Annotated in this window: 18 protein-coding genes, 1 tRNA gene and 2 pseudogenes; 12 read left to right on the top strand and 9 right to left on the bottom strand. The window is 63.2% G+C overall.

The features are described 5' to 3' along the window. Window positions 1–40: 40 nt before the first annotated feature. Together NKJ32_RS08575 and NKJ32_RS08570 are read right to left on the bottom strand one after the other, a co-directional pair. Entirely contained in the window at window positions 41–1,117 is a 1,077-nt protein-coding gene (locus NKJ32_RS08575; RefSeq protein WP_352568039.1) for a siderophore-interacting protein, read from the bottom strand. Window positions 1,118–1,321: 204 nt separating this feature from the next. Continuing rightward, window positions 1,322–1,407 (bottom strand) — tRNA-OTHER (locus NKJ32_RS08570). 78 nt (window positions 1,408–1,485) lie between these two features. On the opposite strand from NKJ32_RS08570, the pseudogene NKJ32_RS08565 reads away from it, so the two are divergent. Then, a pseudogene (locus NKJ32_RS08565) lies at window positions 1,486–1,605 on the top strand (IS5/IS1182 family transposase); the annotation flags it as partial. Between the two features lie 30 nt (window positions 1,606–1,635). Here NKJ32_RS08565 and NKJ32_RS08560 read toward each other — a convergent pair. Both NKJ32_RS08560 and NKJ32_RS08555 read right to left on the bottom strand, forming a co-directional pair. Beyond that, complete coding sequence (locus tag NKJ32_RS08560) at window positions 1,636–2,412, bottom strand: esterase family protein (protein ID WP_352568040.1); 777 nt, start codon at window positions 2,410–2,412, stop codon at window positions 1,636–1,638. 4 nt (window positions 2,413–2,416) lie between these two features. Further along, entirely contained in the window at window positions 2,417–3,583 is a 1,167-nt protein-coding gene (locus NKJ32_RS08555) for an ATP-grasp domain-containing protein (protein ID WP_352568041.1), read from the bottom strand. An 810-nt stretch (window positions 3,584–4,393) separates the two neighbouring features. On the opposite strand from NKJ32_RS08555, the gene leuA reads away from it, so the two are divergent. From leuA to NKJ32_RS08535, 4 genes and pseudogenes are all read left to right on the top strand, one after another. Further along, window positions 4,394–6,130 carry a 2-isopropylmalate synthase gene (gene leuA / locus NKJ32_RS08550; protein ID WP_352568042.1) on the top strand — a complete coding sequence of 579 codons (1,737 nt, stop codon included), beginning with the start codon at window positions 4,394–4,396 and terminating at the stop codon, window positions 6,128–6,130. A 142-nt stretch (window positions 6,131–6,272) separates the two neighbouring features. Further along, window positions 6,273–8,060 (top strand): tetratricopeptide repeat protein, encoded by a 1,788-nt coding sequence (locus NKJ32_RS08545; RefSeq protein ID WP_352645101.1) that lies wholly within the window; start codon window positions 6,273–6,275, stop codon window positions 8,058–8,060. A gap of 226 nt (window positions 8,061–8,286) precedes the next feature. Continuing rightward, a pseudogene (locus NKJ32_RS08540) lies at window positions 8,287–9,089 on the top strand (alpha/beta fold hydrolase). Window positions 9,090–9,223: 134 nt separating this feature from the next. Continuing rightward, window positions 9,224–9,841 (top strand): hypothetical protein, encoded by a 618-nt coding sequence (locus tag NKJ32_RS08535; protein ID WP_352620484.1) that lies wholly within the window; start codon window positions 9,224–9,226, stop codon window positions 9,839–9,841. A gap of 76 nt (window positions 9,842–9,917) precedes the next feature. Here the strand turns inward: NKJ32_RS08535 and NKJ32_RS08530 are convergent, their stop codons facing one another. After that, window positions 9,918–10,862 carry a metallophosphoesterase family protein gene (locus tag NKJ32_RS08530; protein ID WP_352645246.1) on the bottom strand — a complete coding sequence of 315 codons (945 nt, stop codon included), beginning with the start codon at window positions 10,860–10,862 and terminating at the stop codon, window positions 9,918–9,920. 53 nt (window positions 10,863–10,915) lie between these two features. On the opposite strand from NKJ32_RS08530, the gene NKJ32_RS08525 reads away from it, so the two are divergent. Then, window positions 10,916–11,416 (top strand): NUDIX domain-containing protein, encoded by a 501-nt coding sequence (locus NKJ32_RS08525; RefSeq protein ID WP_352568046.1) that lies wholly within the window; start codon window positions 10,916–10,918, stop codon window positions 11,414–11,416. 91 nt (window positions 11,417–11,507) lie between these two features. Further along, window positions 11,508–11,981, top strand: a complete 474-nt coding sequence (locus tag NKJ32_RS08520; protein ID WP_352645103.1) for a hypothetical protein — start codon at window positions 11,508–11,510, stop codon at window positions 11,979–11,981. 10 nt (window positions 11,982–11,991) lie between these two features. On the opposite strand, the gene NKJ32_RS08515 is transcribed toward NKJ32_RS08520, so the two are convergent. Next, window positions 11,992–12,981: a glutathione S-transferase family protein gene (locus NKJ32_RS08515; RefSeq protein ID WP_352757403.1), complete on the bottom strand. Its 990-nt coding sequence runs from the start codon at window positions 12,979–12,981 to the stop codon at window positions 11,992–11,994. Window positions 12,982–13,261: 280 nt separating this feature from the next. Between NKJ32_RS08515 and NKJ32_RS08510 the strand changes: the two genes are divergently transcribed. From NKJ32_RS08510 to NKJ32_RS08495, 4 genes are all read left to right on the top strand, one after another. Beyond that, complete coding sequence (locus NKJ32_RS08510) at window positions 13,262–13,816, top strand: GNAT family N-acetyltransferase (protein WP_352575718.1); 555 nt, start codon at window positions 13,262–13,264, stop codon at window positions 13,814–13,816. A gap of 63 nt (window positions 13,817–13,879) precedes the next feature. Further along, window positions 13,880–14,641 (top strand): SDR family NAD(P)-dependent oxidoreductase, encoded by a 762-nt coding sequence (locus NKJ32_RS08505; protein WP_352645107.1) that lies wholly within the window; start codon window positions 13,880–13,882, stop codon window positions 14,639–14,641. Window positions 14,642–14,657: 16 nt separating this feature from the next. Continuing rightward, complete coding sequence (locus tag NKJ32_RS08500) at window positions 14,658–15,419, top strand: HugZ family pyridoxamine 5'-phosphate oxidase (protein WP_352645109.1); 762 nt, start codon at window positions 14,658–14,660, stop codon at window positions 15,417–15,419. 173 nt (window positions 15,420–15,592) lie between these two features. Further along, the gene (locus tag NKJ32_RS08495; RefSeq protein WP_023679553.1) at window positions 15,593–15,931 is read left to right on the top strand and encodes an ArsR/SmtB family transcription factor; all 339 of its coding nucleotides are present in this window, start codon (window positions 15,593–15,595) and stop codon (window positions 15,929–15,931) included. Between the two features lie 71 nt (window positions 15,932–16,002). Here NKJ32_RS08495 and NKJ32_RS08490 read toward each other — a convergent pair whose 3' ends face one another. After that, window positions 16,003–17,007: a L,D-transpeptidase gene (locus NKJ32_RS08490; RefSeq protein ID WP_352645111.1), complete on the bottom strand. Its 1,005-nt coding sequence runs from the start codon at window positions 17,005–17,007 to the stop codon at window positions 16,003–16,005. Window positions 17,008–17,318: 311 nt separating this feature from the next. On the opposite strand from NKJ32_RS08490, the gene NKJ32_RS08485 reads away from it, so the two are divergent. After that, window positions 17,319–18,116 (top strand): TrmH family RNA methyltransferase, encoded by a 798-nt coding sequence (locus NKJ32_RS08485; protein WP_352568052.1) that lies wholly within the window; start codon window positions 17,319–17,321, stop codon window positions 18,114–18,116. A gap of 33 nt (window positions 18,117–18,149) precedes the next feature. Here NKJ32_RS08485 and NKJ32_RS08480 read toward each other — a convergent pair whose 3' ends face one another. Together NKJ32_RS08480 and NKJ32_RS08475 are read right to left on the bottom strand one after the other, a co-directional pair. Next, window positions 18,150–19,313, bottom strand: coding sequence for a coiled-coil domain-containing protein (locus NKJ32_RS08480; RefSeq protein ID WP_352757402.1), 1,164 nt, complete (start codon window positions 19,311–19,313; stop codon window positions 18,150–18,152). A 147-nt stretch (window positions 19,314–19,460) separates the two neighbouring features. Beyond that, the gene (locus NKJ32_RS08475; RefSeq protein ID WP_023679557.1) at window positions 19,461–20,042 is read right to left on the bottom strand and encodes a DUF1134 domain-containing protein; all 582 of its coding nucleotides are present in this window, start codon (window positions 20,040–20,042) and stop codon (window positions 19,461–19,463) included. Window positions 20,043–20,080: the final 38 nt, after the last annotated feature.

Below are 20,080 nucleotides of genomic sequence, written 5' to 3'. Positions count from 1 at the left end.
AGAATCCATATGCGATCCTCTGCCCCCGAGGGGCGGTGCACTATTCTTCGCCGCCGTCCGCCGCTTGCGTCCCGCGGCGCCAGTAGGCGGTGACCAGATGCCGGTCGCGCGGCACACACCATTCCTTGCGGACGATCCTGCGGATCTCGCGGAAATCGCCGAACTCGCATCCGGCCCAGACATAGAGATTGTCGGCAAGCGAGGTCCGGCTCCGCTGCCGCAGCACCGCCGGCAACAGGCTGGCTGTGCCAGCCTCGCGCCCATGCCGATATAGCCAGGTGACGGCAACGGTCTCGCCCGCGGCCAGCGCGATCCGGTCGTCCGGGCCGTCGACCTCAATGAACGCTTCGGCGCGGGTTGACGGCGAAAGCTGCTCCAGCATCCTGCCGATCGCCGGAAGCGCGGTGTCGTCGCCGAGCAGCAGCAGGTTTTGCGCCTCGGGCACGCCGCCCCCACCCGGTCCGATCATGCCGATGACCTCGCCGGCAACCGCCTTTTCGGCGAAAGCGGCCGCCGGCGTATCCATACCGGGGTGGAGGACGAAATCGACATCCAGCCAGCCACTTGCGGCGTCCAGCGCCCGGATCGTGTAGACGCGAACGACAAGCGCGTCCTCGCCCGACGGCCAGACCATCAGGCCGTCGGCGCCCATCGACGGCCACACCGGCAGCCTGCCGCGCGGCGGCAGCAGCAGCCGCACATGCAGGCCGCCACGGCCAAAGCGGCCGAGATCGTTGCCGGTGAAGCGGACGCGCTGCATATGCGGAGAAATCCGCGTCGAGGACAGCACCGTGATCTCGCGGAAGAACACCGGCGTGCCGGCATCACTGCCGTCGCCCTGCCAGGCGATGCCCCTGGTCGTGCCGAGATGTTGCGAAAAATGGCCGGCGACCGCCATCTTCATGTAGGACAGGCAGGTTTCATCCTCGGCCGCGACGCGGATCAGCACGTTGTCGTCACCGAGCGTCGCTTTCAACGAGCCGTAGTGCGTGCGAAATTCCCAATGATCGGCAAGGCCGGTATCGATCTCGGATTCGCCGTGCTCGGCGCGCAGCCTGTCCATCACCGACCGGATGACGGCACCGCTGATCCGGGTTTGCGCACTCAATTGCTCCATCGCTCAGCCTTTCGGTGCCATTTGAACCCGAGCTCGCCATACGGCGTCCTCGCCACGCCGGAATGCCACAGCCGGCCCGCTGTTTCCACTAAAAGATGATAAGTATAGTCATGTTTTTAAATCAGGCTGAAGGGAAGTCCATTTGCAGGCCGCATCACCTAAATATCGACATGCTCTAGGTCGTGAACTCGTAAAGCGGGGCGTCGCCAGCGGCAGGGATCGAACCCGCACCTGAGCCAAGAGGCTCAGGATCACTGTGGTGATACGTTTACCAATTCCGTCACGCTGGCACCTGCCTCGTAGCGCAAATTTGCGCGGATCGCCATTCGAGGCTTCTCTTGTGGCGTCCGAGCCGATTCAGCGTCGGCATGAGCCGATACGACCTGCCCGACTTCGAGTGGCGCGTGATCGAGCCGCTCCTGCCCAACAAGCCGCCAGGCGTGCCGCGTGTGGATGACCGCCGCGTGCTGAACGACATCTTCTCAAGGCGACTGTGGCTGCGCTTATGAGTCTACGGCCTAATCCAGCCGGTGCATCAGATCGTCGTCCAGCCAGCGGGCGAAGAAATAGACCAGTTGCTTGTGCCACCACGGCCATTCATGGGCGACATCGCCGCCCCAATAGTCGACCCAGGCCGGAATCGACTTGTCACGCAGGATCTGTTCCAGCGCCTGCGTATCGGCCAGCATCCGTTCCTCCCAGGCACCCTGCCCGCAGCAGAAGATCAGCCGCAGCGCCTTCAGCCTGACGAGCAGCCCCGGATCGACGATACCGGGCAGGTAGTCGAGCGGCGAGTTGAAGAAAATCTGTCCGTCGAGCGCGCTGCCGAAGAAATCGTGGGTCGAGTAAACCCCCGACAGCGCGATGACGCCGCTGGCCAGCTCCGGAAAGCGGAAGACGAAATTCGACGAATGATATCCGCCCATCGAGCAGCCGCAAAACAGCGGCTTCAGCGTACGCCCGCCATTGGCCTCGGCCGCGACAGACAGGAGTTCCGGCAGCGCCTCTTCGCGCACATAGCGGAAATACGCTTCATGCCGGGCGATGCGATGGGCCGGCTCGGCATGGCGGTCGAAGAAGGATTCCGCATCGATGCCGTCCAGCGTGAACAACTGGATGCGACCGGTGTCGACGAACTCGGCGAGAGCCGAGACCGCGCCGGAATCCTCGAACTGGTAGAACCGCCCTTGCGAAGTCGGGAACACAACCACGGGTCGGCCGGCATGGCCGTAGCGCTTGTATTCCATGTCGCGGCCGAGGTTGCGGCCAAAACCCTTGTGGTAGGAAACGTCCATCGCCTCACGCCTTTTCCGCATGGATGTAGTCGACCGCCCGGCGCAGCGCCTTCGGGTCGGTGGAGCGCAGCTGATAGGCGTAGTTTCCCATGGCGCGGCTGAAAACCTCCTCAATGGCGTGATGATGGACGATCATGCCGCCATGGGCGGCCAGCACGTCGGCATGGCTGTGCATATAGTTGAGGTGCCGCTTGCGGCTGGCATAGGCGGTGAAATACTTGCCCCTGTAAGGGCCGCCGGCGGCGTCCTTGACCACCATGTCGGCCCAGGCGGCATAGACATCGATATCGAAGGTGTAATTGATGGCATCGGTCATCCAGGCGCCAGGCGGCCGCATGTTGACCTCCAGCGCGATGACCCGGTCGTCCCTGGTTTCGAACAGCTCGATGTGGAAGAAGCGCTCGCGCACGTCGAACGCCTTGAGGATTTTCCTGCCGGCCTCCTCGACCGCCCGGCTGATCTCGGGAAAACAGACATAGCTCATATGGCGGTCGCGGTTGACCACCTCCATGACGCTCTGGTCGTAGCGGTGGCTGGCGGCCAGCACCACCTCGCCGTCGCGGTTGACCAGCCCGTCATAGGTCACCACCAGCCCTTCGATGAATTGCTCCATGACGAAGCTGACGCCTTCCGGCTTGTCCCTGAAGAAGCTGTCGAGTTCGCCGGCGTTGGAGATTTTGAAAGTGTTCGAGGCGCCGGAGCCGGAATCCGGCTTCACCACCACGGGATAGCCGACACGGCGGATGAAGGTCATGGCGCCGGCGCGGTCGGAGCACTTGCGTTGCGGGATGGTTTCGACGCCGCTCTTGCGGAAGAACGCCCGCATGCGGCTCTTGCGTTTCAAATTCTTCACGAAGTCGAGCTTGGTGCCGAAGATGTTGAAGTCGGTGCGGATATTGGCTTCCAGCTCCAGCCAATGCTCGTTGAGCGATTCGAACCGGTCGACGCGGCCCCATTTGTGGATGAAATGGCCGATCGCCCGGAACACCGGCTCGTACTCCTCCATGTCGTCGATGCGGTAATATTCCGAAAGGGCTGCCTTCAATTTGCCGTCCAGCGCATCGAACGGCGCGTCGCCAATGCCGAGCACGGTGGCGCCGGCCTTCTTCAGCCGGTCGCAGAAATCGGCGCCATTGGCTGGAAAATGCGGCGAGAAGAACACGAAGTTCATGGACGATCCCTCCCGGCGGCGAGCCATTGCACCCCCGCCGACAATCGACTCTGGCGCATTTGCCGGGCTCGGGGAAGAGCAACTGGATCAGGTGAGCGGCTGGGTCCGCGAAAGGTGACGCCAAAACCGTGAAATAAAAAACCCGCCTCGACGGCGGGTCCTCGGCGCCAGTCAGCACCATACCCAAATTAGTAGCATAGCTGCCGGCACAAAGCAAGAACAAAGTTGCTGTAATCAGGAAAAATCGCTTCATGTCGGCGCCGCGCCTTCATTGCAGCTTGGGTTCCTCGCCCCACGAAAGTGGGGAGAGGTGGCTCGGCGAAGCCGAGACGGAGAGGGGACTGCGCCCTACGAACGCCCCCTCTCCGGCCGCGGAGCCTGTCCTCGGGCTTGCCGAAGGCAAGACCCGTGGGCGGCCACCTCTCCCCCGCTTCGCGGGGCGAGGAACCCAGGTCTTGAGAGGCTGGATCGGCAGCTTCACCCACCTCCAATGCTCCCACTTGCCTCGCTTTGCCCGCTCCTGTATGAAATCCGCCATGAGCCCGCGCGCCACCTCTTTTGCGTCCCGTCCGACCGGCATTGCCGGCCAGACCGTCCGCGCGCTCGCCTCGACCCTGCTGCTTCTCGGCCTTATCGGCGATCGCCGGGTTCGCTGAAGGAGCGCCCGGCGGTCGAATTGCCGCTCACGCGCACGCTCCTTGGCCAGTCACAAATTGGCACGTCACATCAAGCGAACGAAATTCTGGTAAAGGCGCCGCTCGCCACCAATCTGCCTGAAGCTGGATCCGCGAGCCGCCGGGAGAAAAGACGATGAACGCACGAGAAGATATCCGTCTGAATGTAGAGGAAACCGCCAGGCCCGCGAGGGGCATGCCGGACGCTGCCCGCAAATACCAACCCTATCCGACCGTCGGCCTTGCCGATCGCACCTGGCCTTCGAAAGTGATCGACAAGGCGCCGATCTGGTGCTCGGTCGACCTGCGCGACGGCAACCAGGCGCTGATCGATCCGATGGGCCAGGAACGCAAGGCGCGCATGTTCGCCCTGCTGCTCGACATGGGCTTCAAGGAGATCGAGATCGGCTTTCCGTCGGCCTCGCAGACCGACTTCGATTTCGCCCGCTGGTGCATCGAACAGGGCAACGTGCCCGCCGACGTCTCGCTGCAGGTGCTGGTGCAGTGCCGGCCGGAACTGATCACCCGCACCTTCGAGGCGCTGAAGGGCGCCACCAACCCGATCGTCCATTTCTACAACTCGACCAGCGAATTGCAGCGCCGCGTCGTCTTCGAGAAGGACGTCGCCGGGATCAAGCGCATCGCCACAGATGCGGCCAAGATGATCACCGACATGGCGGCGAAAGCCGGCGGCGGCTACCGTTTCGAATATTCGCCGGAGAGCTTTACCGGCACCGAGCTCGAAGTGGCGCTGGAGATCTGCAACGCCGTCACCGAGATCGTCAAGCCGACGGCGGAAAACAAGCTGATCATCAACCTGCCCTCTACGGTCGAGATGTCGACGCCCAACATCTATGCCGACCGCATCGAATGGATGTGCCGCAACCTCGACGATCGCGAGAACCTGTTGATCTCGCTGCATCCGCACAATGACCGCGGCACCGGCATCGCCACCACCGAACTCGGCCTGATGGCAGGCGCCGACCGCGTCGAAGGCACGCTGTTCGGCAATGGCGAGCGCACCGGCAATGTCGACATCGTCACGCTGGCGCTCAACATGTACACGCAAGGTGTCGATCCCGGGCTCGACTGCTCCGACATCAACCGCATGAAGGACGTCTACGAATACTCCAACCAGCTGAAGATCCCGGAGCGCCACCCTTATGTCGGCGAGCTCGTCTACACCGCCTTTTCCGGCTCGCACCAGGATGCCATCAACAAGGGCATGAAGGCGCTGCGCAAGGCCAACACGCCGCATTGGGAGGTGCCCTATCTGCCGATCGACCCGGCCGATGTCGGCCGCAGCTACGAAGCCATCATCCGCATCAACTCGCAGTCCGGTAAGGGCGGCATCGCCTATGTGCTGCATGCGGATTACGGCCTCAACCTGCCGCGCAACCTGCAGATCGAGTTCAGCCAGGCTATCCAGGCGATCACCGACGCCGAAGGCAAGGAGGTGCCGGTCAAGCGCATCTACGAGCGCTTTCTCGACACCTATGTCGACCAGCCCGGCGCGCGGCTGAAGTTCCTCGACCACCACACCTATCCCGACACCGAGGTCAAGGGCCGGCGCGTGGTCGAAGCGGTGATCCTCGACAAAGGCAAGGAGGTGACCATATCAGGCACCGGCACCGGCCCGATCGACGGCTTCGTCGATGCGCTGTCGCGCCATGTCGGGGTGCCGATGTCGGTGCTGGATTATTCCGAGCATTCCATGCAGCGCGGCTCGAATGCCTCGGCCATTTCCTATGTCGAGATGGAACATCCGGGCGGCAAGCTGTTCGGCGCCGGCATCAACACCAACATCGTCGCCGCCTCGCTAGAAGCCGTGGTTTCTGCCGCCAACCGCATCGTCGGCCGAAAGCGCGGCTAGCCGAAACGGTCAGGCTCCCGCCATCGGCCCACCGGAATTTATCCGGTGGGTACGCTATCGCACCATAAGCACATGCTTGTAAGGCGCCGCCAGCGCGATATGATTGTACCTCAACCTGTGCCGAATTCGAAGGGATCGACACTTGCAGCATACCACGCCTGCCGCCCCCGCAGTGCGCGAAACGTTGGAGCGATTGCTTGCCAGCGAAACGTTCGGACGATCCGAGCGCGCGCGCAAGCTGCTCCGCTACCTGGTCGAGCGCGAGCAGGCAGGCGAAGCCGACAGGCTCAAGGGCTTCTCCATAGCGATGGACGTCTTCGGCAAGGACGGCGATTTCGATCCGTCGACCGATGCGGTGGTGCGGGTGCAGGCCGGCAGGCTGCGCGAGCTTCTGCAGCAGTATTTCGCCAATGAGGGCGTTGCCGAACCGGTCCGCATCGCCATTCCGCGCGGCGGCTATGTTCCGTCCTACGAACTCAACGCCATTCGCTTGCCGGCAGAGGCTGAGGCAGAGAACAAGCCGCAGCCGGCGACAGAGGAGGCGGCGACCGCCCCGCCCGGATCGCCGGAAGATGCCCGCAACCGGGCACATCCGGCTGCATTGCTGAGCGTTCCAGCCGTCGCCCCTGCTGCTCCTTCGCTGCAGCGGCATTTGCAGTTCTTCTGGCTGGCGATCGCGCTGGTCATTCTCATGCTGGGTGTGCTGATCCTTCGCCAGGGTAGCGTGGTGTTGCTGACCGGCGGCGACACGGCGGTCGAGACCGCGGTGGCTACCGGCAGCATTGCAGCGCCTCCGGTTGAAAACCTCCCCCAGGTCTACATCGCCATAAAGGCCGACAGCGACCTGGCTCGCCGTGTCGCCGCATCGCTGCGCGCCGGCCTCAGCGGCTTCGATACCATCAATTTCATCGGCCGTGATGCCGACAGCCCGCCCGATCCAGTGACCGACGCCGCCAGCTTCGTATTCGATGTCCTGCCCGGGCCGCGTAGCGGTGATATCATGCTCGAGCTGCAAAGCGTGGCGACCGGCCGCGTGCTGCTCTCACGCAACCTGACCGCCGGCGACAGCGCGAACACCGCCATCGAGGACCAGATCTCCGGCATTTTGAGCTCGGCTCTTCCCGCCTCGGGCACGATCTACAACTACATCGAGCAGAGCGGCATCCAGACCGGGCTGACGGCGTGTCTGGTGCTCAACGGCAAATATTATCTCGACCAGAACGCCCAGACGCACGAAGCCGCTTACCGCTGCCTCGAAGATCTTGCCAACCGGGAGGCGAAGTCGTCGCTCGTCTATTCGGAACTCGCTTCCTTGCATCTCGAAGCGGTCACCGACCACTATCCCTACCCCGCCGACGCGACGATCGACAAAGCCATGACGTTTGCCCATCGCGCCATCCAGATGGGCCCGACCAGCCCCTATGCGCACCGCGCCCTTGGTTATCTCAATTCGCGCATGGGCGATTCCGCGGAATCGATCCGCTGGATGCGCAAGGCCTATGAGCTCAATCCCTACGATCTCGCAATGGCCGCCGCCTATGGCTACGGGCTGGTTTTCGCCGGCAGGTACAGCGAGGGCACCCCGATCATCGCTCACGCGGTGGACATCGCCAGCGCCCATCCGACATGGTGGGATTACGGGCTGTTCGCCGGAGAGTTCATGATGGGCGACATGAACAAGGCCACGCTCGCCAGCGACGGCTTGCGAACGACGGAAATGAAATCGCATTATCTGGCGGCGCGGCTGATCGGCGCCAAGGCTGCCGGCCGCGAGAAGCTGGCGAGCAGGCTGCTGCAGGAACTGACCGCCAAATTCCCGAAATTCGCAGCCGATCCGCGCGCAACTTTCGTCGAACGAAGATATCCCGCCGATCTGACCAACCGGCTGGTGGAAGCCCTGCGCGCCGCCGGCCTTGGCGGCGCCAGCTGACGTCTCCCGGCGCGTGCACGACGTCAGGTGATCGCGAAGATTTTACTGGCCATCCGGACGGCCAAAGCGCAATTCAGACACAATTTGAACCGGCCAATCTGATCCCACATAGGTCTGATCCCGCATAAGACTGATCTCCGCATAAGTCTGACCTCCCGCAAGACTGATCCGCATAAGACCGCCCCCGGCATCCTGACTGATCCCGGCACCAAGCCATAAAGTTTGCATGACCCCATCCCTTTACGCTGCCGAACGGGGCACCGGCCCGACAACGATTGCCTTCCTGCATGGTTTCGGTGGCTGCCACGACGACTGGCGCGATGTGGCCGAGTCTCTGGCGCCCGGCGCGCGGACCCTGGCCTATGATCTGCCGGGACATGGGCTGTCGCTCGATTTTCCGGGCGGCGGTCCGGCCAGGATTGCAGCCAGTGCCGTCCTTGCCGATCTTTCCGCTCGCGGGATAAAGCGGGCTCATCTCGTCGGTCATTCGATGGGTGGCGCCGTGGCCGCCTTGATGGCATTGAGCGAGCCCGAAAGAATGGCGTCGCTGACGCTGCTGGCGCCGGGCGGTTTCGGTCCTGAGATCAATGGTCCGCTGCTGCGTCGCTACGCCGCCGCTGCCGGCACGGATGAAATCCGCGCCTGTCTTGCCGCCATGTCGGGACCGCAAAGCCGGCTGCCGCAGCATAGGGTCGAACTCGTCAACGAGATGCGCCAGCGTCCCGGCCAGTTGCGGACACTTGTCGAGCTCGCAGCCGCCATGACCAGGGATGATCGGCAAGGCGTCATCCCGAACGAGGGGCTGGAAACGCTGAATATGCCAATCATGGTGGTTTGGGGACCGACGACGCGATGCTGCCCGTCAGCCAGGCGGACGGCGTGCCGAAGCATTTTCATCTGCACCACGTGCTGGAAGCCGGCCATATGCTGGTCGAGGAAGCGCCCGGCCTGATCGTCGAGGCCGTCCGTCGCAATATGCGACGCCGCAGCAGGCGGCTTCGTCCGGGATTCGCCGCTGCGGCGAGCTGATCGGTCTTCGCGCAGGCACGGCGGCGGCACTGGTGCTGCTCCAGCGAATCCTTGCCCGCTCATCGATCTCGCAAGTGCAATTTGCCGGCCGCTGTGTTAATTCGGTGTTAACCAAACCCCGCGAGGCAACGCCGATGAAGGACGCAGGCGAGAACATCACCCAGATCGATCAGTCGCGAAAACTGTCCGATGCCATTCGCGACGTCAAGAACGCCTTCGCCGACCGCGACGACGTCGTCGTCGAGATGCGCGAAGCGCATCGCATGCGGCTCGATCTGCTTGCCGCCGAACTCGCGCCGGTCTTCGGCGACGTACCCACCGATATGGACAGTTTCGACTTCGCCGTCTCGTCCGGCCTGCAGCCACGGCTGTGGATCGACGCGATCAGCCATGTCGCCATGGGACGCGACCGCCGCACCTATCGCTTTCTCAAGGACACGCGCATCGGCCGCGTCGTGCTCGCCGAGTCGACAGAGATGAAGGTCGTTGCCGACCAGGTGACGCGCTATGTCGCCGAGCGCGTCGTCGAACGCCAGAGGATGATGGAAGGCGGCATCGAGCAAGCCGTCGCCGGCCTTAAACGCGCCCTGGTGGCGGAGGCTGAGCCGCCGCTGCATGTCCCTGGGCGCAGCAACGGCTGGTCGGCGTTCTTCTCGGGCCTCGGCCTGATCGCCGCCGGCGCCCTGGTCGGCCTGGCGATTTCGCTCGTGTTGTTCTGGGACCGCATCGTTGCAATGAAAATCAGCTTCTAGTGCGGTTCAGCGTTTCACGGAAACGCTGAACCGCACTATCTCTTTGTTTTGACGCAATTCCGGACGGAAAACCGTTTCACACTTTTCCTGGAATTGCTCTAGCCATCGACGCCTCGGCCTCGACGCCAAGCTCCATTGTCTGCAGGTCGCTGGGCGGCAATGCCGGCCCGGTCAGGCCGCGGCGCGTCAGCCTGATCCGCCAATTGTCCTTATCACCGTCGATGTCGAGCAGATTGTATTGCGCCGGCGCATGCGAACTGCCGGGCGCCTGCCCGGCGGCGGCGACCCCGACCACCGGGATTTTGGCCTTGCGGGCGCCGATGAAGAAGAGCGACGGCACATGCGAATGGCCGTGCAGCACAAGCTCGGCGCCGTGCCGGTGAAGAACCTTGTGGAAGCGCGAGATGCCGAACAGCCGCTTGTTCTGCGAAACGGCGCCGCGCACCGGCGGGTGGTGGATCATGATCACCCGGAACAGGCCGCGCTTGCCTGTGGCGTCGAGCATGTCGCGCAGCCGTTCCGCCTGGCCCTCCAGAAAGAAGCCGTTGGCCATGAATGGAGCCGTGGCGCGCGCCGTCGTGACGCCGACCAGCGCAACATTGCCGCGTACGCGCAAATAGGGAAAGGTGTTGCGGTCGACCGGCGTATTGACGCCGTCGCCGGTCATCCACGCCGCCCACGACCGGCAGGTCTTGTCGAAGGCGCCCGGCACATAGGCGTCATGGTTTCCCGGCACGACCGACACGTCGTTGGGCGAGCCCAGCGTCTCCAGCCAGTGCTTGGTCATCTCGATCTCACCATCGAGCGCCAGATTGACAAGATCACCGGTGATGGCGAGATGGTCCGGCCCGCTGGCCTTCATGTCGGCGACGATGGTGTCGATGACTGCATCATGCATGTAGCGGCGGCGGTTGCGCTGCCAATTGACGTAACCGACCACGCGCTTGGAGGCGAGATCGCGATAGGTTACATCGGGAAGCGGCCCCAGATGGACATCGGAAATATGCGCGAGCCTGAACATCTTTTCTTCATAGGCGAGGCGCGCGCGGCTTTCCACTCACGGTTTCGCGGACGATGACGACGCCGGATCCGGAGCAAGCCCTGCGCCAGACCGGCTGGCCGGGCTTCAGGGCAAGGCTGTTTCACCTGTACTTCGTACTGCGCCGGCCGATGACGCTCGGCGTGCGCGGCTTGATCCACGACCGCCGCTCCAATTCCGTCTTCCTCATCCGCCACACCTATGTCCCGGGCTGGCACCTGCCCGGCGGTGGCGTCGAGTTGGGCGAGACGATGATCGAAGCGCTGACGCGCGAACTGTTCGAGGAAGGCAACATCGCGCTGACCGGACCGCCGGTGCTGAAATCCCTGCATTTCAACCACCGCGCCAGCCGGCGCGACCATGTCGGCCTCTATCTGGTCGAGGAGTTCGACCAGCCAGCACCCAAGCTGCCCGACCGCGAGATCGCCGAAGCCGGCTTCTTCCCGCTCGACCGCTTGCCGGAAGGCACGACACCGGCGACGCTGCGGCGGATTGCCGAAGTTTTTGAGGGGAATTCGGCATCGCCTTACTGGTAGATCATCTCTTCAACAGCTTTGGCTGCGTCGGTATAGACCGGCAGCATCCATTGTTCTCAGAGAGATAAATGCTGAGCGATGAGGAGAAAAAATGCCACACAGCCAAAACGATAGATTTAGAATCGCGCTCTATGTATCACTGTACACGGGAATTTATGTGATAACATTTTCTGTGGTAGCCTTAATTTCTACAATAGTTCTTGCGATAGATCCATATATGTTAGCAAAAATTGGAAGATTTATCCAATTCTCAATACAATTAGTTGCGGCATTCGTGACATATTTGGTTTTTATAAAGCGACATGCTCAGCTTTTTACTCGCACTGAATTCTGGAAAATGGTCGGCTTCTCAACCCTGATAGAAATGATTTTGGGAATGGCTGTGCTTCTGCCGTCGGGATTGTTACGCGCAATCCCGCCCCAGACGTCGGTCCTGGCCGTCATGATCGGCGGCATCGTTGCGTTCCTTGCAACGTCGCTCGGCTACTCCAATCGATTTGGAAATACCATATTGAAAGCTGAACTCGTTAGAAGGGCAAAGATGGACTCCGAAACCTTCCGCTAGGTCGCCGGTCTCACGCAGCCTTCCTGAAGCGCGCGCGGTCGTGCGGCGCGGAATAGTCGAGCTCTGGCCCGACCGGCACGATGCGCGTCGGGTTGATCGTCTCGTGGCTGCCGTAATAATGCGACTTGATGTGGTGCAAATTCACCGTGCCGGCGACGCCCGGCACCTGGTAGAGATCGCGCAGGTAATTCGACAGGTTCGGATAGTCGGCGATGCGGCGCAGATTGCACTTGAAATGGCCGACATAGACCGGGTCGAAGCGGACCAGTGTCGTGAACAGCCGCCAGTCCGCCTCGGTGATGCGGCCGCCGATGAGATAGCGCTGCCTTGACAGACGGTCCTCCAGCATGTCGAGCGCCGAGAACAATTCGCCGAACGCCTCCTCGTAGGCCGCCTGCGTGGTGGCGAAGCCGGCACGGTAAACGCCGTTGTTGACCGCGGGATAGACCAGCGCGTTGACCGCATCGATCTCACCGCGCAGCGGTTGCGGATAGAAATCGAGCCTGGCATCTCCCCATTCGTCGAACGCCGAATTGAGCATGCGGACAATCTCGGCGGATTCGTTGGAAACGATGGTCTGCTCGCGTTTGTCCCACAGCACGGGAACGGTGACCCGGCCCGAATAGCCGGGATCGGCCCTGGTGTAGATCTGGTGCAGGAAATCAAGGCCGTAGAGCGTGTCGCCGGTGGCGCCGTCCTCGGCCAGGAACGTCCAGCCGTCGGCGCCCATGAAATGATGGACGACCGAGACGGAAATCACGTCCTCGAGTTTTTTGAGCACGCGAAAGATCAGCGTCCGATGCGCCCACGGGCAGGCGAGCGAGACATAGAGGTGATAGCGGCCGGGCTCGGCCTTGAAGCCGCGTTTTCGCCCTTCGGCCGGCGCGCCGTCGCGGGTCACCCAGTCGCGCCACTGCGACTGCGCGCGCACGAACTTGCCGCCGCTCTCCCCGCTATCGTACCGGCGGTCCTGCCATTGGCCTTCGACTAGCAATCCCATGCAATATCCTTTCGAGTTCCTACCCGATGTAGGGCACCAAGCGGCGCCGCGGAAATCCCCGACGCTGAACAGATCGTCAACGGCTGCGTCGTCGAGTGCGGTCGGCTGCGCCGGCCGATTGCGGCGGCTGAAAATTGGTGCTAGCGGACATCCGCATGTTCGACTTTGCCATGATCCGGTTCGACCGACGACGAAAGAGCGCCCGCGCTTGATGAAGCGCTGACTGGCGAACGCTGCCGCTTGCAGCAAACCTTTCCTCGCATACCGGAACGCAAAGAGCATGAGCCTTGCCGACTTGAAATACCTGGCCGACGTGAAATACCTGCCGGAAACTCCGGCGCACGATCCTGAAATCGAAGCCATCAATGACGAGGCCTTCGGGCCGGGCCGTTTCGTGCTTGCCGCCTACAAGATCCGCCAAGGTGGCCCGCATGAGCGGGCTTTGTCCTTCGTGGCTGTCGACGGCGCAATCGTCGTCGCCTCGGTACGGATGACGCGCATCGCCGCCGGTGCCGGCCGCGCGCTGATGCTCGGGCCGCTCGCTGTGCGGCCGGCCTTCAAAAATCTCGGCATCGGCCGCCGGCTGGTGGCAATCGCGCTGGAAGCCGCCGCCAAGGCCGGCGCGCCGGCCGTGACGCTGGTCGGCGACGAACCCTATTACGGCCCGCTCGGCTTCAAAAGGCTCCCGCGCGGGCAGATCTCGATGCCGCGTCCGGTCGACCCCGACCGGCTTTTGGCGCACGAGATCGTGCCGGGCGCGGTGGCGAGGCTGGCGGGCGAGGTTTGCCACGCCGACCAGGCAAGGATTGCCGCGCACATCGCCGCGATGGCGTGACCATGCCGGTGCTGTCGCACGGTGGCTTGGCGGCATAGTCTGGGCACGGAGGAGGACGTCGAGATGAACCCGAACGGCCAGATTGTGATCGTCACCGGTGGCGGCTCCGGCCTTGGCGAGGCGACGGCGCGCGCACTTGCCGCCGGCGGCGCCAGGGTTGCCGTCCTCGATCTCGGTATCGAGCGTGCGGCCAAGGTGGCGGCTGACATCGGCGGCATCGCCGTCCGATGCGATGTGAGCGACGCCGAGAGCGGTGCCGCCGCAGTCGCGGAAGCGGCAGAGACGCTCGGCGCACCGCGCATCCTGGTCAATTGCGCCGGCATCGTTATCGGCATGAAGACGATCGGCAAGGACGGACCGCATCCGCTCGATCAATACCGCAAGGTGATCGAGGTCAATCTGGTCGGCACCTTCAACATGATTCGCCTGGTTGCCGACCGGATCGCCAGGCTCGAGCCGCTGCAGGGCGGCGAGCGCGGCGTCATCGTCAACACCGCGTCGGTCGCAGCCTATGACGGCCAGATCGGCCAGGCCGCCTATTCCGCCTCCAAGGCCGGCGTCGTCGGCATGACGCTGCCGGTGGCGCGCGATCTCGCCCGCTCCGGCATTCGCGTCTGCACCATCGCGCCCGGCATCTTCAGGACGCCGATGATGGCCGGCATGCCGCAGGAGGTGCAGGATTCGCTCGGCGCCGCTGTGCCCTTCCCTTCCCGTTTGGGCGAGCCTTCGGAATACGCGGCACTTGCCTTGCACATCATCGAGAACCAGATGCTCAACGGCGAGACCATTCGCCTCGACGGCGCCATCCGCATGGCGCCGAAATAAATGCGACGGTGATGCCTTGGACGAACCCAGGAAAGACGTGATCCGCGCGACCGATACCGAGGCGATCAGGCTGGCAAAGACGCTGATCCGCAGCGCCCGTTTCGGCGCGTTGGCAGTGCTCGAACCGGGAACCGGTTCGCCGCTGGCCAGCCGGGTCGGCGTCGCCACAGACATCGACGGCACGCCGTTGATCCTGGTATCGATGCTGTCCGCCCATACCGGCGCCATCCTTGCCGACCCGCGCTGCTCGTTGCTCGTCGGCGAACCCGGCAAGGGCGATCCGCTGGCGCATCCGCGATTGACGCTCGTCTGCCGCGCCCTGCGGCTCGAACGCGGCTCGAACGAGCACGCCCGCGCCGAGCGGCGCTACCTCAACCGCAATCCCAAGGCAAAACTCTATGCCGGGCTCGGCGACTTCTCGATCTTCCGGCTCGAACCGGAGCGCGCCAGCCTGAACGGCGGCTTCGGCAAGGCCTATCTGCTCGACCGCACCGATCTGGTCGCGACGGGAGCGATCGTCGAAGAGCTTGCCGCCGGCGAGCAATCGGCGCTCGACCACATGAACGCCGACCATCTCGATGCGATTGCCCTCTACGCAAGTCATTTCGGCGGGGCCGAGAGTGACGGCTGGATCGTCACCGGGTTCGACGCCGACGGGATGGATCTCGTATCGGGCGACAATGTCTGTCGGGTTTTCTTCCCCGAGCCGCTGAGAGCGGCGCGCGACCTCAGGCCTGTCCTGATTGACATGGCAAAGGCTGCCCGATCGGCAAATTAATCACAGCCGCACAGTTAATCGGCTTGCATGGAAAGCAAGCCTTGAGATTTGAGCGAAATGTTCTACCTTTGCGAGTGACGCTGAATCGCTGGCGTGCATCTATAGGGAAAGTCTATGGAATCCGACGCTATTGCCCCCATAGCGGCGGATGAGCAAGAAGGCACGGGGGATCTATGGTCTCGAACAAGCTAGTCGCCAACGCCGGAACCGCGGCTGCGTTTCTGACGCTGATGGGCAACGAAAAACGTTTGTTGATCATGAGCTATCTGGCCGAGGGCGAAATGTCGGTCGGCGCCATAGCCGAGAAGGTGTCGCTCAGCCAGTCCGCCCTGTCGCAGCATCTGGCCAAGCTCAGGGCTTCCGACCTTGTCGAGACCCGCCGCGACCGGCAAATGATCTATTATTCCTGCAAGTCCGCGGCGGTGCGCGAATTGCTGCACATGCTGGACGGCATTTTCGGCGAAGGTGAACTCTCGCAGATGGCTCACCGGCTGCGTCGCGCCGGGACCTGAGTAGCCGCGCGGAGAACGCCCCGCCAAATCCGCTTTGCTGCCAAGTCCGCTTTGCTGCCAAGTCCGCCTTGCTATTGAACGCGCTCGTCGGCGGCCTGCGCAATCTCGTCCTTGAACTCGACATTCGTGCCCGGTTGCACCATGGAGGCAAGGTCTTCGGCATCCCAATTGGTCAACCGGATGCAGCCATGCGAAAAGGTCGTGCCGATCTTGCCCGGTTCGGGCGTGCCGTGGATGCCGTAGCTTTCGATGGAGAGATCGATCCAGACCGATCCCACGGGATTGTTCGGCCCGGCAGCGATGGTGAAGGGCCGCTTGGTCTTGACCCCCTTGAAAGCGAAGTCCGGATCGTAGTGATAGGTAGGGTTGTGCACCACGCGCCTGACCTCCGCCATGCCGCTTGGCGCCGGCTTCTCCTCGCTCCCAATCGAGGCGGGGTAGACCGCCAGCCATTTGCCGGCACGGTCGAGCACACGCACCAGGCGGGCGCCCTTGTCGACCTCGACGACGGCAACGCCGGCGGGAGGGTCGCCCCTGCTGACATCAGGCACCACCAACGTCCTGCCTGGTTTCCTGAGGCTGGTGCCCGGATTGAGCATTCGCAGCAATTGTTCGCTGACGTGGAAGCGCTCAGCCAACCTCTCCACCGCATTGCGATAGCCGAGCCGCCGCAAGCGGGCCATCCTCTCCAAGCGAGCCGGAATACGCCTGGTGAAAGGTCCGCGCACATCCTTGCGCATCACCTCATAGGTCACCAGCACCGGCTTGGCGGAGGTTGCGATGAGTTTGCTCCAGGTTTGTGGACTGAGCTTGCCATCGGGCGGAAGTCCGTTTGCCGCCTGAAACGCGGCGACGGCTTTGGCGAAGTTCTGGGAAAGGCGACCGTCGATGAGGCCCGGCGAGAAGCGGGCGCGATCCAGAAGGATCTGCGCCTTCAGCAGCATCGGATCGACACCCTTCGGTTCGCCGATAGTGAATTGGGCCTGATTGACGGTGGCTGGATCAAGCTTGGCCGCGCGAGCCACGCCGCATGCGAGGGCAAGCGTGGCGGCAAAGACGAGGAGGAGCCTGATCATCGATGTCCTCCCAGGACCGCAGCAGGAGCCCGCCTCTATGACGCGGCATGGCGCTGTGTGGTTCCTTCGCCCATCGAAATTCTGCATTGAAGCGGCTTGGCCAAAGAGCCGTGCCGCGGAAATCAAATATCGCCGTGCCGCCAGGAGGCCAGGCAGGGCGTCTCCGCCCGGCGCCTAGTGATTGGATTTGACCGTTAGAACGGCGTGCATCCATTTGGACGCTGAGATATATCAGAGCTTCGGATCCGGCATCGTGCCTTCCGAATCCGAATCCCGATTCGCGGCCGACGCCAGGGTCCGCCGAGGAAGCCATGAATCCGATCCGCATAGACGACCCGCAGGATCCTCGCGTCGCCGCCTATCTCGACATCCGGGAACGCGATCTTGCCGGCCGGCAGGGCCGTTTCGTCGCCGAAGGCAAGGTGGTGCTCGACACGCTGCTTGCCGCCCGTCGCTTCGAGGCAGAATCGGTGCTGGTGCTCGAGAACCGGCTGGCCGGCCTCGATGACGTCCTGCGCAAGGCGCCTGCCGGGCTTCCGATCTATGTCGCATCCGGCGAAGTCATCGACAGGATTGCCGGATTCCACATGCATCGCGGCATATTGGCGATCGGCCGCAAGGGCGCGGCCGTCTCCGCTGAAGCTTTGCTCGGCGCACTGCCCGCCCGCGCGCTGATCGTGGTGCTGGTCGGCATCGCCAATCATGACAATATCGGCTCAATCTTCCGCAATGCCGCCGCCTTTGGCGCGGATGCCGTGCTTCTCGATCCAACCTGCTGCGATCCGCTGTACCGCAAGGCAATCCGCGTCTCGGTCGGCGCCGCCTTGAAAATTCCCTTCGCCTCGTTTGCCGACGCCGCCGGCTGCACCGCAATGCTCGACCGGCAAGGCTTCAGCCAATTCGCCTTGTCGCCGCGCGGGCAGACCGACATTCGCGACGCCAAGAGAAACGGCCGGCTGGCGCTCTATCTCGGCACCGAGGGCGAAGGGCTGCCGGAAAGCCTGCTTGCCCGCCTGCAGACGCTGCGGATCGGCATGGCGCAAGGTTTCGACAGCCTGAACGTCGCCGCCGCGTCAGCCATCGCACTTCATCATTTTTCCGGAATTTGAGAGTCGGGCATTTTGCGGCCAAGTGGCGGCATCTCAGTCGGTCGAAGCGGCCTTCTGCAGCGCCCGCACCCGATCGGCAAGGCTGCGTCCGCCGCTCCCCGGCCGCGGATCCTCAGGCGCTGCAAGCGCCCGGGCGATCGGTGAATCCGGCCCGTCGAGCTTTGCCGTCAAGGCCACGACTTGCGCCGCCAGATCGTTCATCTCTTCGCGCAATGCGGCGCTGGCGCTGCCGGTATCGTCTCCGGTCCGCGATTTCGATGTTTCGACGGCAGCAAGATCTGTCTTCAGCCGCCTGTTCTCGCGTGCCAGCGACGTCAGCCTGGCCTCCAGCCGCTCGCGGTCGGCATCGAGCTTGGCGGTTGTCTGTTCGATGTCGCCGTTGGCGGCCACATTGACCTGACTGCCTGACACGCCGGCAAGACCCACCGCAGGCGTCCTTTCAGCGCCTTTCGGCTTTTCGCGAAGGCGCACCAGTTCCTTCTCGCGGCGCTCCAGCCTGTCCTCGCGATCGGCCAGCGAGGCGAGCAGGCGTTCGACCTTCTTTTCCAGGTCGCCGGTTCTTTTCTTCTCGGCCTTCAACGCGTCCCGCAAAACCTTGCTTTCGGCTGCCAATTCCTGGCTGCGCCTGTCCGCCTCCTTGCGCTGGCCACGCAGCAGCGAAATGTCGCTCGCCAACTTCTGCAGCTCGGACTCGCGCGCCACCAGTTCGATCTGCCGGCTGCTGGATGAAAAACTGGCGTCGTCATACATGTGCTCCAGTTTCCGCAGTTCGAGCCCGCGCTTTTCGAGGGCGCGCTCGGTCTCCGCAAGCCGTTCCGACAGCTGCTGCAGCTGCTCATCGCGCTTGCGAAGCTCCTCGCCGCTGGCTGTAAGATCGGCGACGACCCGGTTCTTGTCCTGTCGCTCGGCCGCCAATTCCTTCAGGGCTTCGCGGTCGCGGCCGATCTCGACCAGCTGTTCGGCGGCTTTCTCGCGCAATGATTTGACGGTCATTTCAAGCCGGCGCACCGAAACGGCGAACTCGGCGCGAATGCGATCCTTGTCCGCCTGGATCTCGGCCAGCGTCAACGGCATCGAGCCCTCGACGCGCTTGCGCGTCAGCGCCACCGCCCGCCGCCACACGGCCGGAGCAATCATCAGCGCCAGAAAGCCCGCGCAGAGAAAGCCGAGGACAAAGAACAGGATCGACTGGACCAAGATGACTATCCGTTGTGCATGGCAACCGCCAAAGGTCGACTTTGCCATCTTCGCATGACGGAAATCCGGCGCCACGGCAAGAGTATGCCGCGGCAAAGCTCAGACCGTGGGATCACAGGGCCAATCGCAGTGGCGCCATCATGCAGGTCAGAACGGATTCCAGGTCGCGCGCTGGGTGAGCTTGAGGTAGCCGAGATTGACGCCGAGACGAGCGCCGACGCCGGTACGGATCGGCACGAGCAGCACATTGTTGTTCTTCAGCACGTTGAAGCCGACGCCGGCGACGACATAGGCGGAGCCGGCGACGCCGCCAAAACGATTATAGAGGCTGCTCACATCGTCGAGATTGTAGACCAGCATCATGACGCGCGAGCCCTCGCCGCCGAAATCCCAGCCGAGCGACGGGCCTTGCCAGAACACTTTGTGGTCGCCGGCATTCTTGGTGTAGAGCGTGCCTTCGCCATAGGTCAGGCCACCGATCAGCGCCCCGGACCCCTCTTCGCCGAGCAGATAGCCGTTCGGCAGGCCATAGGTGGCGAAAATCTTCTCGACGACGGTGGCGAGCCCGCCCGATGTAGCGCCGAAGAATTTATGACCGGAATCGACGATCTCCTGCGCGGTGTATTCCTGCGCCCGCGCGGCCGATGCCGAAAAGGCGACAAGGCCGATGAGGGCGATCGTCATTGAGATGACACGGAAAAAAGTCCGGTCGTAGAATCGGGAAACCATGCTTCCAATCTCCGTCAGGGAGCACTTTCGCCGACGCC

Origin of the sequence: Mesorhizobium sp. M0159 (genome assembly GCF_040322295.1) — a bacterium.
GTDB lineage: Bacteria > Pseudomonadota > Alphaproteobacteria > Rhizobiales > Rhizobiaceae > Mesorhizobium.
This window is presented reverse-complemented; position numbering and strand designations above follow the sequence as displayed.

Coding starts and splice junctions, on each gene's coding strand:
- NKJ32_RS08575 (WP_352568039.1), bottom strand. CDS start 1,117: ATGGAGCAATTGAGTGCGCAAACCCGGATCAGCGGTGCCGTCATCCGG.
- NKJ32_RS08560 (WP_352568040.1), bottom strand. CDS start 2,412: ATGGACGTTTCCTACCACAAGGGTTTTGGCCGCAACCTCGGCCGCGAC.
- NKJ32_RS08555 (WP_352568041.1), bottom strand. CDS start 3,583: ATGAACTTCGTGTTCTTCTCGCCGCATTTTCCAGCCAATGGCGCCGAT.
- leuA (WP_352568042.1), top strand. CDS start 4,394: ATGAACGCACGAGAAGATATCCGTCTGAATGTAGAGGAAACCGCCAGG.
- NKJ32_RS08535 (WP_352620484.1), top strand. CDS start 9,224: ATGAAGGACGCAGGCGAGAACATCACCCAGATCGATCAGTCGCGAAAA.
- NKJ32_RS08530 (WP_352645246.1), bottom strand. CDS start 10,862: ATGTTCAGGCTCGCGCATATTTCCGATGTCCATCTGGGGCCGCTTCCC.
- NKJ32_RS08525 (WP_352568046.1), top strand. CDS start 10,916: ATGACGACGCCGGATCCGGAGCAAGCCCTGCGCCAGACCGGCTGGCCG.
- NKJ32_RS08520 (WP_352645103.1), top strand. CDS start 11,508: ATGCCACACAGCCAAAACGATAGATTTAGAATCGCGCTCTATGTATCA.
- NKJ32_RS08515 (WP_352757403.1), bottom strand. CDS start 12,981: ATGGGATTGCTAGTCGAAGGCCAATGGCAGGACCGCCGGTACGATAGC.
- NKJ32_RS08510 (WP_352575718.1), top strand. CDS start 13,262: ATGAGCCTTGCCGACTTGAAATACCTGGCCGACGTGAAATACCTGCCG.
- NKJ32_RS08505 (WP_352645107.1), top strand. CDS start 13,880: ATGAACCCGAACGGCCAGATTGTGATCGTCACCGGTGGCGGCTCCGGC.
- NKJ32_RS08495 (WP_023679553.1), top strand. CDS start 15,593: ATGGTCTCGAACAAGCTAGTCGCCAACGCCGGAACCGCGGCTGCGTTT.
- NKJ32_RS08490 (WP_352645111.1), bottom strand. CDS start 17,007: ATGATCAGGCTCCTCCTCGTCTTTGCCGCCACGCTTGCCCTCGCATGC.
- NKJ32_RS08485 (WP_352568052.1), top strand. CDS start 17,319: ATGAATCCGATCCGCATAGACGACCCGCAGGATCCTCGCGTCGCCGCC.
- NKJ32_RS08475 (WP_023679557.1), bottom strand. CDS start 20,042: ATGGTTTCCCGATTCTACGACCGGACTTTTTTCCGTGTCATCTCAATG.